Below are 13,555 nucleotides of genomic sequence, written 5' to 3' on the forward strand. Positions count from 1 at the left end.
GCTTAGCCCTCCGTAACTGTGTAATCCGGTTCATAGACTTCTGTATACCAACTGCTGATAATCGATGCCGGTACATCCTTATCGCCTTCGGTCACTTCCGCTTTCCACGGATGTTTACCGCTTGTATCCGGCTTGTTTCTTCGGAGAACCGTACCTTCAATTGTTGGTGTTGAGAATGTAATACTGTCACCTTTTGTTGCTAGGTTTGTCGCAGGAATACCGAATTTCACTCGATAGAGCCAATAGTATTTATACTTGCCATTGGATTTCTTTGCTCTAAAACCAACAGCCACAGGATCCCCGCCATCTTCACTGTTAGAAACCACAACGTTGTTCTTATCAACCGTGACTCCGGTTAAGGCGGCTGCAGTAGTCGAGCCAATATCATCCACTCCAAGAGAGATAGTGCCATTTTTAAATTCTTTAACGATTTCTGCCGCACCATCATCTGCATAGAGAGTTGCCTCTGCCAGTTCAACAGATAACTCTGCTGAGATTGCTTTTGCCAGCTGAGTGGGTGTGCCATAGATTTCTTCGCCATTTTCATCATCTGTGATGGTCGCATAATAAAGTTTATCCAGACCAATTGTTGCCATTTTTAATTACCTCCTATTTCATAATGTTTGGCTACATCCACGTTGTAGTGGTAATAGCCCGTATCATCTTCAAAGCCGATGTAGCTCCGTGCGGTTATGGTGAAACTGGAAGCCAACAATAACTGCACCACTTGATTTTTTAACGCTGTATAACTGCCTTTGCTATAAATTGAAATCCGTGCCTCTTGAACATCGATGCATGGTAGATTATCCGAATGAAGGTCAAATCTATCGCTCATCGGAACAATCACCATGTACTTTGACGGCGCAGTATCCGAGAACACGCCTGTTTCTATTGGAACATCCAGTGATTCTAAAGCGACTTGTAAGTCTGCTAGAATGCTCATATCTTTTTGACCTCCTCTTCAAAAGTGCTTTTCATTACTGAGATACACTCAGACTTTGATGCACTTTTAGCTGGTTTCAAAAAAGGTTTCGCAGGTTGACCGTGTTTGCCATACTCAAGGATGTTTGCTATTTTTGCGTTACTCTCACCATCAGGCCTTGGTTCAGAAAATCCAATTTTTATATTGTGGTTTCCGTTCCTATCTAGCCTGACTGAAGTGACACCGAGTGCCTTTTCTAATTCACCCGTTGATCGTGATTCATGCTTTGTACCTTTACCGATTACAGCAGAAAGATTGCTCTTCGTTCGTTTGAAAACGACTTCGCCACCTGCTTTTAGCACCTTTTCGGCAACAGGGTCAAAGTCAGATCCAAGCTTTGAAATCTTGAGCAAAAAATCATCGGGCATCTTAATATCAACTTTTGCCAATACTGCTCACCACCTTCTTTGCCAAAACTTCTGTATACATACCTCGACCTTTTACGTTTTCTACCGAGGTAATATCAAAACGCTCTCCATCACACACAATAAAATGTTCTGTCGTGACCTCGACTCCTGGAATCGCACGAAACCTGAATAAATCTGTAGCCTCTGAAAAAGTAGCTAGGTTAGCCCAGCGTTCACTGCCATGACGCCCTTCCCGGTAGACTCGAATCGAAGCAATCACGGTTTCTGATGTTGTCGCAAATCCTTCACTGTCTTTTGTTTTTGTGACTACCTTAATATCAGCAAATCCATTCATTTTTCCGAAACTCACAACCAGTACCTCGCTTTCAATGTTTACACCTTCCAATCCCGATCGAGTCTTAATAGTAGGTTGACCGTTTTCCAAACCTGCTGACCCGCCTGCACATTATCTGCAAAGAAGCCACCTGTACTACCATCTCTGCTTTCATAAAAATGAGAGGAAAGCATAATAATGGCTTGCTCTGTAGTCGGTGGCATAGGATTGTCGCTATAGAAATTTTCTGGTACATGCTGATAACTCTCGGCATAACTGACAGCAGCGGCGATGAACATCTCTAAGAGTTCGTCATCAGCTTCATGCTCTAAAATCAAGTTTGCCTTTACCTTTTGAATCAGTGTCATACCGCTACCATCCTTTCTCTTTTTAATCAGCTTCCATGAGTCCTGCTGTTTGAAGCTTTGAAAGCAATGCATTAAAATCAGCAACTAAACTCGTAATATCTTCTGCCACACTAGGTGCTTGGTTTTCTGCAGGAGTAAAAGAAGAAGGGAGACCTGTTACGGTTGCTCCCTCCTTAATCTCTAACGTTCCTGCGATGACGGTTTTATCTCCGCCTTGTTCGGTGTAGTTTTTTGTGTTGTAATCCATATCGCACCTCCGTTAGGCTTTCTGCTGAAGAACCTTGATTGCTTCAGGTAGTACTAACTTGCCATCCACACGTTCTTTAGCAACAAAACCGACCATGCCATTACCTGCAAACAGCTCACGAAGTTCTGCAAAGGAACGAGAACCACGATCTCCAATGTTGTAGTAAGACAAATCGCCAAAGATAATGGTCTTAGCACCTGCCTCAATGGTAGGCATATAAGCAGATGTATAAACAGGATAGCCAAGTAGTTTATCTGGTTCACCTGCAACAAGGGCCGGTTGCCACATATAGGCACCGTTACCGTCCTTTAGTTTTCTAAGGGCTGCAATGGTCTGGTCATTTAAAATGAACACGGCATTTTTACGGTAAGGACGCTTCAGTGAATACACTAGGTTAATTACTTCGTCAGCAGTAATCGCCGTTGCAGATGCTGTGGTCACACCGACTTCAGCTCCACCACTTGCAGCTAGAATACCCAGTGGTTTTCCTGTACCATTGCCATTAATAAAGGCATCTTCTTCGGCATTAGCCAGAGCCTTATAAAACTCCTCAATGATGTAATTCTCAAGTTGGAAGGCATTATCATAAAGTAGTTCTTCAGTAACCTTTACGGCTACATGAAGTTTGTGGGCATCCAGATTGATTTGAGAGAAGGTTGCATCGCTAAAGGTCAGTGCCTCACCCTCATCAATCCATGCAGCCGCAGGTTTTGTGGCCGCTATATTGATTTTTCGCTCACCAGATGTCGTAATGGTATGGCCTAACTTACGGATGATATTTTCGTCTTTCAGCCCATCAATCAGCCTCGTGTCATACTCTTCTGGAACCAAGTATCCACCATCTGCATCGACACCTTCTTGCAGAACATTAGATACATTACGGAAGTTTGAGCGAAGGGCTGAAAGCATAGCAGTCTTATAAGAATCAGCTGCTCGGCCAGTTTTATTTTCACTGTTATCCAGTCGACCATTCATCGGATTTTCAATGATTGGCTTGCTGACAGGTTTTTCAAGTTCAGCCTCGATTGCTTCACGTCTTTCCATGCGATGGATTTCATTGGTAAGTTCAGAAATTTCATCTTCCATGGTTTTATAGGTAGCATCATCTTCTGCGGATAATGTGCCATTCTTGGTTTTATGAGTGTCCAAGAACCCGTCCATCGTTTCAATAAGCTTTTTGCGCTTGTTACGCATTTCTGTAATCGTCATAGTAAAATTCCTCCATTTACATATATTTTTTGATAATTAAAAGTCGCTCCTTGAGTTCATCAATTGAGCGCCCTTGGGGTTTGGCAGATTCCTCCGCCTGAATTGGTTTATTCTTTTCTGCCATTTTGTTAAGTAGGTTAGTTGCCACTGCTTTTCTAGAAAACGCATAGGCAGAAAAATTGTGTTCGGATTGTTTCTCATCCTTTAGCACATCGTCTGCAAAGCCAAGTTCAATCGCTTTGTTGGCATTCATCCAGGTTTCAGCATCCATGAGATGGGATAGTTTGATGCGAGATACTCCAGTCTTAATCTCATAGGCGTTAATAATGCTTTCTTTCACCTCATCTAACATCTCGATCGCTCGTTTCATGTCTTCATGATCGCCCATCGTGATGGTTGCTGGGTTATGAATCATCATGAGCGCTGTAGGAGCCATCAGCACCTTTGTTCCTGCCATGGCAATGACAGAAGCGGCTGATGCTGCAATTCCATCAATCTTGACAGTTACCTCATCTGGGTAATCCATCAACATGGCATAAATCTGACTTGCAGCAATGCAATCTCCACCCGGTGAGTTAATCCATAGAGTGATGGGTCCTTTTCCGCTAAAGAGTTCATTTCTAAACATCTGCGGGGTCACATCATCATCAAACCAGCTTTCTTCAGCGATTGTTCCATAAAGCTCAAGAACTCGTTCTTCTTGTTCGCTTGCTTGGTTCTTCCATCGCCAAAACATCTTGTTCTTCATCCAAGTCTTCCTCCTTTCCATCCTCGTTTGTATTTGCGAATGCACCTGCCTTTGTAAGAGGGAGCATATTACCGTTGACAAGGTACATGTCACCGCCATCCTCTGAAGGGATACGGTCTAGGTTTTCAAGTTCCCTAATATCATTAGCACTCATCCAACCGTTCTGCCTTGCTGTGGCATACCCGCTCATGCGACTAACATAATCCCCTCTAAGCAGACCTTCCACATTGAATCTAAAGAAGTATTTTTTCTTTTCTTCCGGTGTAAAAAGGGTGCGGGCTAGGGTTTGCTCCCAACGCACTACCCACGGGTCTAAGGTGTATTTCACAAACTCAAGGGATTGTTGCTCAATATTAGAAAAGCTCGACTTCTCAAGGTCGCCTACCATGTGAGGAGGGACTCTAAAAATCCGAGCAATTTCATTGATTTGAAACTTCCTTGTTTCAAGGAATTGTGCTTGTTCTGGTGAAATGGAAATCGGTGTATATTTCATTCCTTCTTCCAGCACGGCTATTTTATTGGAATTGGCACTGCCACCAAATTGTGACTGCCAAGCCTCTCTGACTTTCCCAGGTTCTTTAATCGTTCCTGGATGTTCAAGCACACCACTTGGAGCAGCACCGTTAGCAAAGAACTTAGCTCCATATTCCTCTGTTGCAATGGCAAGACCAATCGCATTTTTAGCCATAGCAATTGGGGAGTAGCCAACAAGCCCATCAAACCCGAGTCCAGGAATATGAAGTACATCTGAGGTACTAAGTTTTACCGTCATACCCTTCGTACTGTTCACATCATCTGTACCTCTGGTGTATAAGTAATAGAGCTGCCCACTCTCATCTCGATGGACTGACATTCGATTTGGCATCAAGGGGTAGAGTCCTACAACTTCACCTTTTCCATTGCGAATAATCTGTGCATAACAATTCCCCCATAACAAAAGATGAGTCATCATTGTTTCTCGAAACACAAAGGAACTCATCTCAGGATTTGGTTCATCATGCAAAAGTTTATACAAGGAATGGTCAATTGCTTTTTCCTTGCCACCATCATCTGTATAACGATAAAGGTGCAAAGGAAGCCCTGCTACTGCTTCAGCTAATATTCGAACACAAGAGTATACAGCCGTCATTTGAAGTGCCGACCGTTCGGTCACTGTTTTACCTGCTGTGGTTGATCCCATTAAAAATGTATAGTTGGAACTCACAGCTCTATCAGTAGGCTTATCTCTTGCCTTAAAAATGGATGATAAAAATCCCAAAACCAATCACCTCCCTCATATAAAGAGAATGCCTCGGTTGTCATAAACCGAAGCACTCGTATCATTGCCACAACGAATCGCTCGATCAAGAGCCATAATCGTTGCCACTGCACCATCAATCTTTTCTGATGATTTTTCCTTGTCCGGCTTGATGTTGCCTGCCGGGTCTGTTCGAACAAAAATGTTATCCATCATCCAACGAAGTACAGGATGCCCACCATGAGCAACCTTTTCCTCTAGCGTTAGTTTCATCAGTTCCTTAGTCGGTGGACTCATATCCTTAAATCCTTGACCAAAGGGGACAACAGTAAAACCCATGCCTTCTAGGTTTTGAACCATTTGTACGGCTCCCCAACGGTCAAAGGCAATCTCACGAATATTGTACTTTTCGCCAAGTTCTTCAATAAACTTCTCAATAAAACCGTAATGAACTACATTTCCTTCGGTTGTTTTAAGGTGATCCTGCTTTTCCCAGACATCATAGGGAACATGGTCACGGTTGACCCTGGCACTTAGAGTTTCTTCTGGCAGCCAAAAGTAGGGAAGAATGATGTATTTATCATCCTCATCTAGGGGAGGAAACACCAATACAAAGGCAGTAATATCAATGGAGCTAGAAAGGTCTAGTCCGCCATAGCATACCCTTCCAAGTAAATCCTCTTCATTTACAGCAAAGGCGCATTTATCCCATTTATCCATTGGCATCCAGCGAACCGCTTGTTTGACCCACTGATTAAGCCTTAGCTGTCTAAAGGCATTCTCTTCTGCAGGGTTTTGCTTGGCTGATTCACAGGCGGCTTTTACCTTATCAATCCCTACCGTTATGCCAAGGCTTGGATTCGCTTTTTTCCACACCTTCGGATCGGTCCAATCATCTGACTCATCTGCTCCATAAATAACCGGATAAAAAGTAGGGTCAATCTTTCTTTTCTCCATGAGGTCTTTGGCTTTCTGATGGGTTTCATAGCAGATTGATTTTGTATCAGATCCTGCCGTGGTGATAAGAAAATATAGAGGCTGCGTTCTGGCATCACCAGAACCTTTGGTCATGACATCAAAGAGTTTTCTATTGGGCTGAGTATGCAGCTCATCAAAAACAACACCATGAATATTAAAACCATGCTTTGAATAAGCCTCTGCTGAAAGTACTTGATAAAAACTATTAGTCGGTTGGAAAATGATCCGCTTTGTTGCCGATAAGATTTTAACTCGTTTACTTAGAGCCGGACTCATACGTACCATATCAGCAGCCACCTCAAAAACAATGGACGCCTGTTGCCTGTCTGCAGCGCATCCATAAACCTCGGCTCTTTCTTCGCCATCACCACAAGTAAGCAGTAATGCGACAGCTGCCGCTAATTCAGATTTCCCCATTTTCTTAGGAATCTCAATATAGGCTGTATTAAACTGCCGATAACCATCTGGTTTCAGTGTTCCAAAGAGATCTCTGATAATTTGTTCTTGCCAATCAATCAGTTCAAATGGTTTTCCAGACCATTTCCCCTTGGTATGACTTAAACACTCAATAAAGTTGACCGCATAATCTGCAGCATCTTTATCGTAGATAGAGTCCTTTGCCATAAAAGGGGTCGGTTTATATTTCTTGAGCTTTCTAATTGCGGTCACCTCCCTTCAAAATGAGCATAAAAAATACAGCCTTAAGCTGTATGACGAGAGAAAGAGCGTCTGCACGCTCAAACCCCTATACTATTGAATTATTTATGATTTAATCTTCATCACCGTTTAAAATGAACTTCACATACTTGGTTTTTTCTTCTTCAAGAAAAATGACCAGCTCATAAAATTCCATCTCATCTGCGATTCTTTGGACTGCGTTTACATCAAACATATTAGTAAGGCCTGTATCTCGAATGGCAAGAATCTGCTCTTTTATCTTATCTGTCATCGTCAATCCTCCTGCAAAGGTCTTCTCCATAAACAACGGATAAACTAGACCCCGTGTCCCAAGACACCATGATTGAACCAATATCATCTACGCCTATTACTGTTCCTTTTGTTCCAATAACTGGTGCTTGAAAGTCATCCATCCTTAAAAGTTCTACACGGCATCCAACAGGATACTTTTCACGAAGATGATGTAGTCTTTCCTTACTGATTATCATCATTTTTAGCTCCTCCTTTAAATGCCGATGAACCTGTTAGGTTTCTAAGCAGTATTTTTCGTTCTTCCTTATATTCTTTTCCGATAAAGCCAAGGCGCAGTAAAAAGCATCGAAATGCATATTTCTCATTCGGAGTTTCCTTTTCTTTTGCCATGATGCGTTTTTGATTCCTTGCCATCTCACAAAGAGCTGAAATAAAGTGGGTATACGCTTGTACCTCTTCTGGTGAAGGCATTTCTTCAAACCAAGGAAATGAGACTTCCTCTTCTGAAATCTTAATCGGTAAATCGTCTAGCCGCAAAGCATGACGAATCAGTTCGCCTTTTACCTGAATGATTGCTTTTACGTTTTCTAATGCTGTATCAGTAAAGCTGTTTCTTGGCATGGAGATACAAAGACCAAACATTCCGCTGTCCGCCGTTTGTGCGGCCTCTGTGCCCTTAGTTTCTTCCATTGGGGTAAAGCCCTCACTTAATAAATGCTCGGCCACACTTTCGATTTCTTCGCTATCTGCCTTGCCACCTTGTTCAAGTGTTCCATTCTTGTCGATGATAAAATCCCCCACCTCATAAGCCATGCTAGGCATTCCTAGATACTTTGCTTTCACACCTGTAATTTTGCTCAGTGTTGTAACTAGCCTTTTTCGGTCTGCTCCTGTTACGTTATATTTAATGACCATGTACAAAACCTCCTTTGTTTTGGTATGTACATATATCACTCTAAAACACTACTATAGCAAGCTATTTCTCGCTTTTTAGGTGTAGAAATGAGACTTAATATTTCACCTCTAATTGTGTAAACCAAACAATGCCCGATAGGACAAAACATACATTGGGCAGGGCTACTCCATTACCCCACATCTTATATTCTGCAGAATCTGAATGAGGGTTTTTAAGCCACTTCGTGATTTGCTTCAGTGTCTTAGGTTTGGTGTAAGCTCCCGTTGCTTTACGGAATGTTTCAAAAATGTCATACCAAATCCGAAGGTCATCCATCGTTGGGGTCTCTATGCCTAAATCACTGCACCACCAATCTGGAAAACCTTGCAGTCTTGCACACTCAGTTGGAGTTAGTCTTCTCACCGTATAATCTATCCCGTCATTATCATTGATAAGTGGCGGATCTTTGTAGTCGGTAGCAACTAGTGTATTGGCCAGTTCCTCTTTGGCATCTGTAAAAAACGATGCCTTACTGGATGAATAGGTAGGAGTTGCAACAGCACTGGGGCCTTGTGCCTTCAGTGTTGAATTAATTCCGTCTTCAGTAATTCCTAGGTTTCTAGCATAGTTTTGACCGCAGTTAAATGACTCTCTATCAATGGCATAGACCACAGCGTGTTTATCTACGGTATTTAGAGTAAAGCTAAGCTCTTCATTCACACCAGCACCTTGAGGTCCATTCTTATCTACCCGTCCTATCATAGAGCCTTGTAAACCATAAGATTCCACCACTGCAATACCACCTTGATTGCTGTCCGGTGCATTACCTGACGTATCAATCGTTCTTGCCGTGTCACTCTCGTAAACATTGGAACGAGCATTTACAGTTCCTTCCGAGGTAAATCGCACATCATAAGTCTTAGAATTCTCTACAACAAATGGTTGGTTGTTGCCGCCTGTTCCATAGGTCGCTGAAATCGTAGGAGCAACATCAATCGGCCCACTAAAACGAGTATCCTTTCCGTGATTATCAAAAACAGCTGTATCCATAACACAAGGTGGATGATTTGACTTAGCACGTAGGGTACAAGTAATATCCTCTGTCACATCCATACGATTGCCGCCCTGGTCATTTAAGCAGATTGTGCCTGCCTCTCCAGTGCTGTCTGCAATATAGCTGGTAGCACCTTGCCACGAGCGGATGCTCTCCTTAGAATACCCAGACAAGCCTTCTGACTTAAATAGTATTTCTCCGGCACCCCCACCTGCAAAATCTGCGACAAGGAAGATTCGTTTTCTTCGTTGGGGAACTCCCCAGTATTGAGCGTCAAGCACTCGCCAGGCAAGGGAAAAATGGTCTCCCACAATAGTTCCTGCCTGTTTCCACTTATCAATCTTAGGAACTGATAAGGTTTCATCCTTGATGTGGCAGATGCCTTCAAGGACACATCTGAAATCTTCTCCTTTGTTTGATGAGAAGGCTCCAGGGACGTTTTCCCAGACAATATATCTTGGTTTTTTGCCATCTGTAGCACACCTCATTTCTTTTACAATTCGGATGGCCTCATAAAAAAGACTTGAACGTTTACCATCCAAGCCATCACGCTTACCTGCTATGGATAAATCCTGACAAGGTGAGCCAAAAGTAATAATATCTACCGGTTCTATCTTACTGCCATCCATGGTTGAGATATCGCCGTAATGTTTTATAAAAGGCAGCCTTTTCGTTGTCACCCTAATAGGAAACGGTTCAATCTCCGATGCCCATACTGGGGTAATACCAGAAATTAAACCGCCTAAAGGAAAACCACCTGAACCATCAAAAAGACTGCCAAGGGTTAATTTATCCATCAGCAACCTCCAGTTCATCATAGTTGTAGCTCAGCCCATCCCTTTGGACGCTGACATTGGTAGAAGTTCCGACCTGTTCAATGTAGCGTTTGATAATGACATCGCAAAACTTCTCATCTAATTCTGCAGTGTAGCAAATACGCTCTGATTGTTCACAAGCAATTAAGGTGCTACCACTGCCGCCAAAAGGATCTAGCACAATGGTGTTAGTCATCGAGGAGTTCAAAACCGGATAGGCGAGCAGAGGGATAGGTTTCATCGTAGGATGGTCTCCATTTCTCTTCGGCTTATCAAATTCCCAGATGGTGGTTTCTTTCCTGCCCGTATACCACTGATGCTTGCCTTTCTTTTTCCAGCCAAACAGCACAGGTTCGTGCTGCCATTGATAAGGAGAACGCCCCAGTACAAGGGAGTCCTTTTTCCAGATACAACAGCCAGACAAATAAAAACCGGCATCCGAGAAAGCTTTTCTAAAATTAAATCCTTCGGTGTCGGCATGAAATACATAGATGGAGGCATCGTCTGCCAGAACTTCTTCGATGTTGATAAAGGCATCTAAGAGGAACTGGTAGAAGGCATCATTTCCCATATGGTCATTTTTAATCTTTCCTGCAGTGCCTTCATAATTCACATTGTAGGGAGGATCTGTTACACACAAGTTTGCCTTCTTTTTATTCATCAGCACATCATAGGTTTCTTCTTTGGTGGAGTCACCACAGATAAGCCTGTGTCTGCCAAGCGTCCAGATGTCACCAAGCTTGCTGATGGCAGGCTTTTTTAGTTCTGTCTCCACATCAAAGTCATCATCGTGGATACCATCTTTCAATGTGTCCTTAAATAAGTCATCCAGTTCTTTAGGGTCAAATCCAGTTAGGGAAACATCAAAATCTACACCTTGTAAATCTGAAATTAAAAGGGCCAGTTTATCCTTGTCCCAAGCACCGCTGATTTTATTGAGTGCGATGTTAAGTGCTTTTTCTTTCTCTTCGTCCATCTCGATGATGACACACTCGACTTCTGTGATACCCATATCCATGAGAACCTTCAGTCTTTGATGCCCACCGACAACATGGCCGGTCACCTTATTCCAGATAACCGGCTCTACATAACCAAATTGTTCAATGGATCGTTTTAATTTATCGTATTCTGCATCACCAGGTTTTAAATCTTTACGAGGATTGTATGTTGCAGGGATGAGGTCTTTTGTGTTCTTCTTTTCAATCAACATATTTGTTTACCGCCTCCCTTAGTTCTGTATAGCAATCTAAAAATTCCCACGTGCTTAAGCCATATCTGAAATGACCGTAAGTAGCTGTATCTGCATAAATAACATCCGTCAGCTTTAGCTTTTCGATAATGGCTGCAGGTCTTAGATTGAATACATCTAAAACAGCACGGCAAAGGATACTTTCCTCAACCGTACCTGTTCCAAAGGTATCAATCTCAAGAGCAACAGGATCTGCTTTTCCAATGGCATAGGAAATCGCTACCTGGCATCGCTTAGCAAAGCTACATCGAACGATATTCTTCGCAATCGCCCTTGCCATATAGGCACCACTGCGGTCAACTTTTGTCGGGTCTTTACCCGAAAATGCACCGCCACCATGAGCGGCGAGTCCGCCATAGGTATCAACCATGATTTTTCTTCCCGTAAGACCAGTATCTGCTGCAGGCCCTCCTTCAACAAATCGTCCACTTGGATTAATAAGGATCTCAGTCTCATCGTCAAATGGATATTTTTCAAAGACTGGCCACAGTACCTGAGCAATGACTTCATTTCTTAAAACATCTAAATCTTTATCTGCACTGTGTTGAACAGAAACAACGATGGTCTTAATTCGTTTCGGTTTATCATCTTCATACTCCACAGTGACTTGAGCCTTACCATCTGGACCAATATCTTTAATCACGCCATTCTTCATCACCTTATCTAGCTTTTCGCAAATGGCATGGGATAAGACTAAGGGGAGAGGTAGTTTCTCACTAGTTTCATTGGTGGCATAGCCATAAACGGTGCCTTGGTCACCAGCACCTAACATGGAATACCATGACGTATCACCCTCACGAGATTCCAAGGGCCTATCCACACCACCTGCGATATCTTTACTTTGCTGGTGTACGTAGACAAAGACTAAAAACTTTCTTGGATTGTAGCCCACCTCCGTCAGAACACGGCGAACAACACCTCTGATATCAATTCTCTTTGAACAGGTAATCTCACCGGCAACAATGATGTGTCCTTTGGTAGCCATCACCTCGCAAGCAACACGAGAGGATTTATCTTTTCTTAAACACGCATCTAAAATGCTATCTGAAATAAGGTCACATAATTTATCGGGATGACCTTTACAGACACTTTCGCACGTTCTATATTTTTTCATTTTATTTTCCTTTCCGAGCAGATAATAACCGCTCCATCAAATCATCTTGTGGACTTCTGCCACCGAACTCCACAGAGCAGTTTTCTTTTACAATTTGGTAAATCTGATACCAACACTGGTTGACCTGTTTCATGTATTCACGGCTCATCGCAACGTAAGGTGATGCGATGGCAGCGGAAGTGGTTGGATGCTTTGCAAGAAATCCATATTCTGAAATACATTCCTCGCACTGAATCCAACGAGAAACGCTCATGGCATACTGCTCGATTAACTGGTTGTTTACTAACATTTCGCAGCTACGATCTTTTAACCATTTATAGGTTTCTATATAAATATCTTCTGCGCAGAGGTCTTTGCCATTTTTCTGAGTAGCCTTTAAATAATCTTTTACAGCCGGCACATCTGCACCTTCTATTTCCGTTGGCTCTGGCAGGATCATGGCACCATTTAATCTGCCGTCAGCAATTTTATCGGTTAGAGCCTTTGATTTTCTTCCTGAACCCACACGCTGACCGCCTCTTGCTGTACCGTCTTTCGCCATGTTTTTCACCCCACTTTCCTAAAAGTCTTTAATACCCCCTTTGATTTCTGATTTTTACACGCGAAGCCCCAGGCCGTTGTCCGCCATAAGAGGTCTAGAGATTTGACCTCCCCCTTGGGTCAGCTACGAATCTGTCGATCACCGAGATCTAAATGAATCTTGTTGTGACAGGATTTACACAAGGACATCAGATTACTTCTATCGTGTGTACCACCTTGAGAAACAGGGAGGATGTGATGCACTTCATCAGTGGGAGTCAGTCGTCCGTCCTTTTTACACATCTCACACAGGGGATGTTCTCGTGCATAGCGGTCACGGATTCTTTTCCAGGCTCTGCCGTATTTCTTATTAACATCCTTTGACCGTTGATATTTGTCATAGCGCCTACGCTCTTCTACTCGATGGTCTTCACAGTACTGGCCATCGGTTAAGTTGGGACATCCTGGACTGCTACATGGTCGCTTAGGTTTTCTTGGCATCGTTTCACCTCGCTTTCTGGGCATAGAA

The 13,555-nt window shown here is 42.9% G+C and carries 18 protein-coding genes; all 18 read right to left on the reverse strand.

The window, feature by feature from the left end; translation table 11 throughout:
- Positions 1-2 precede the first annotated feature (2 nt).
- Positions 3-596: a major tail protein gene (locus tag AOC36_RS06710; protein ID WP_067632682.1), complete on the reverse strand. Its 594-nt coding sequence runs from the start codon at positions 594-596 to the stop codon at positions 3-5.
- A gap of 2 nt (positions 597-598) precedes the next feature.
- Positions 599-943 (reverse strand): hypothetical protein, encoded by a 345-nt coding sequence (locus AOC36_RS06715; protein WP_067632684.1) that lies wholly within the window; start codon positions 941-943, stop codon positions 599-601.
- Positions 940-1,371, reverse strand: coding sequence for an HK97-gp10 family putative phage morphogenesis protein (locus AOC36_RS06720; protein ID WP_067632687.1), 432 nt, complete (start codon positions 1,369-1,371; stop codon positions 940-942). Before AOC36_RS06720 ends, AOC36_RS06715 begins: the two co-directional genes overlap by 4 nt.
- Complete coding sequence (locus AOC36_RS06725) at positions 1,358-1,699, reverse strand: head-tail adaptor protein (RefSeq protein WP_067632690.1); 342 nt, start codon at positions 1,697-1,699, stop codon at positions 1,358-1,360. Before AOC36_RS06725 ends, AOC36_RS06720 begins: the two co-directional genes overlap by 14 nt.
- Positions 1,700-1,722: 23 nt before the next feature.
- On the reverse strand, positions 1,723-2,031 hold the full coding sequence (locus AOC36_RS06730) for a head-tail connector protein (protein ID WP_067632692.1): 309 nt from the start codon (positions 2,029-2,031) through the stop codon (positions 1,723-1,725).
- A 22-nt stretch (positions 2,032-2,053) separates the two neighbouring features.
- Positions 2,054-2,278, reverse strand: a complete 225-nt coding sequence (locus AOC36_RS06735; protein ID WP_067632694.1) for a Head fiber protein — start codon at positions 2,276-2,278, stop codon at positions 2,054-2,056.
- A gap of 12 nt (positions 2,279-2,290) precedes the next feature.
- The gene (locus AOC36_RS06740; protein WP_067632697.1) at positions 2,291-3,487 is read right to left on the reverse strand and encodes a phage major capsid protein; all 1,197 of its coding nucleotides are present in this window, start codon (positions 3,485-3,487) and stop codon (positions 2,291-2,293) included.
- Between the two features lie 16 nt (positions 3,488-3,503).
- Entirely contained in the window at positions 3,504-4,235 is a 732-nt protein-coding gene (locus tag AOC36_RS06745; protein ID WP_232505351.1) for a head maturation protease, ClpP-related, read from the reverse strand.
- Positions 4,171-5,388 (reverse strand): phage portal protein, encoded by a 1,218-nt coding sequence (locus AOC36_RS06750; protein WP_232505352.1) that lies wholly within the window; start codon positions 5,386-5,388, stop codon positions 4,171-4,173. The genes AOC36_RS06745 and AOC36_RS06750 overlap by 65 nt, the downstream gene beginning before the upstream one ends.
- 120 nt (positions 5,389-5,508) lie before the next feature.
- Positions 5,509-7,119 (reverse strand): terminase TerL endonuclease subunit, encoded by a 1,611-nt coding sequence (locus tag AOC36_RS06755; protein WP_232505353.1) that lies wholly within the window; start codon positions 7,117-7,119, stop codon positions 5,509-5,511.
- Positions 7,120-7,219: 100 nt separating this feature from the next.
- Positions 7,220-7,399 (reverse strand): DUF5049 domain-containing protein, encoded by a 180-nt coding sequence (locus AOC36_RS06760; RefSeq protein ID WP_067632702.1) that lies wholly within the window; start codon positions 7,397-7,399, stop codon positions 7,220-7,222.
- The gene (locus AOC36_RS06765; protein ID WP_067632704.1) at positions 7,389-7,619 is read right to left on the reverse strand and encodes a DUF4314 domain-containing protein; all 231 of its coding nucleotides are present in this window, start codon (positions 7,617-7,619) and stop codon (positions 7,389-7,391) included. The genes AOC36_RS06760 and AOC36_RS06765 overlap by 11 nt, the downstream gene beginning before the upstream one ends.
- A complete protein-coding gene (locus AOC36_RS06770; RefSeq protein WP_067632706.1) occupies positions 7,603-8,295 on the reverse strand; it encodes a virulence protein in 693 nt (230 codons plus the stop codon). The genes AOC36_RS06765 and AOC36_RS06770 overlap by 17 nt, the downstream gene beginning before the upstream one ends.
- 94 nt (positions 8,296-8,389) lie before the next feature.
- The gene (locus tag AOC36_RS06775; RefSeq protein WP_067632708.1) at positions 8,390-10,126 is read right to left on the reverse strand and encodes a DNA cytosine methyltransferase; all 1,737 of its coding nucleotides are present in this window, start codon (positions 10,124-10,126) and stop codon (positions 8,390-8,392) included.
- Positions 10,119-11,354 carry a site-specific DNA-methyltransferase gene (locus AOC36_RS06780; protein WP_067632710.1) on the reverse strand — a complete coding sequence of 412 codons (1,236 nt, stop codon included), beginning with the start codon at positions 11,352-11,354 and terminating at the stop codon, positions 10,119-10,121. The genes AOC36_RS06775 and AOC36_RS06780 overlap by 8 nt, the downstream gene beginning before the upstream one ends.
- Positions 11,344-12,507 (reverse strand): methionine adenosyltransferase, encoded by a 1,164-nt coding sequence (gene metK, locus AOC36_RS06785; RefSeq protein ID WP_067632711.1) that lies wholly within the window; start codon positions 12,505-12,507, stop codon positions 11,344-11,346. Before metK ends, AOC36_RS06780 begins: the two co-directional genes overlap by 11 nt.
- Before the next feature lies 1 nt (position 12,508).
- Entirely contained in the window at positions 12,509-13,048 is a 540-nt protein-coding gene (locus AOC36_RS06790; protein WP_067632713.1) for a P27 family phage terminase small subunit, read from the reverse strand.
- A 119-nt stretch (positions 13,049-13,167) separates the two neighbouring features.
- A complete protein-coding gene (locus AOC36_RS12565) occupies positions 13,168-13,551 on the reverse strand; it encodes an HNH endonuclease (RefSeq protein ID WP_470295747.1) in 384 nt (127 codons plus the stop codon).
- Between the last annotated feature and the right edge of the window lie 4 nt (positions 13,552-13,555).

Origin of the sequence: Erysipelothrix larvae (genome assembly GCF_001545095.1) — a bacterium.
In the GTDB taxonomy this organism is placed as follows: domain Bacteria; phylum Bacillota_I; class Bacilli_A; order Erysipelotrichales; family Erysipelotrichaceae; genus Erysipelothrix; species Erysipelothrix larvae.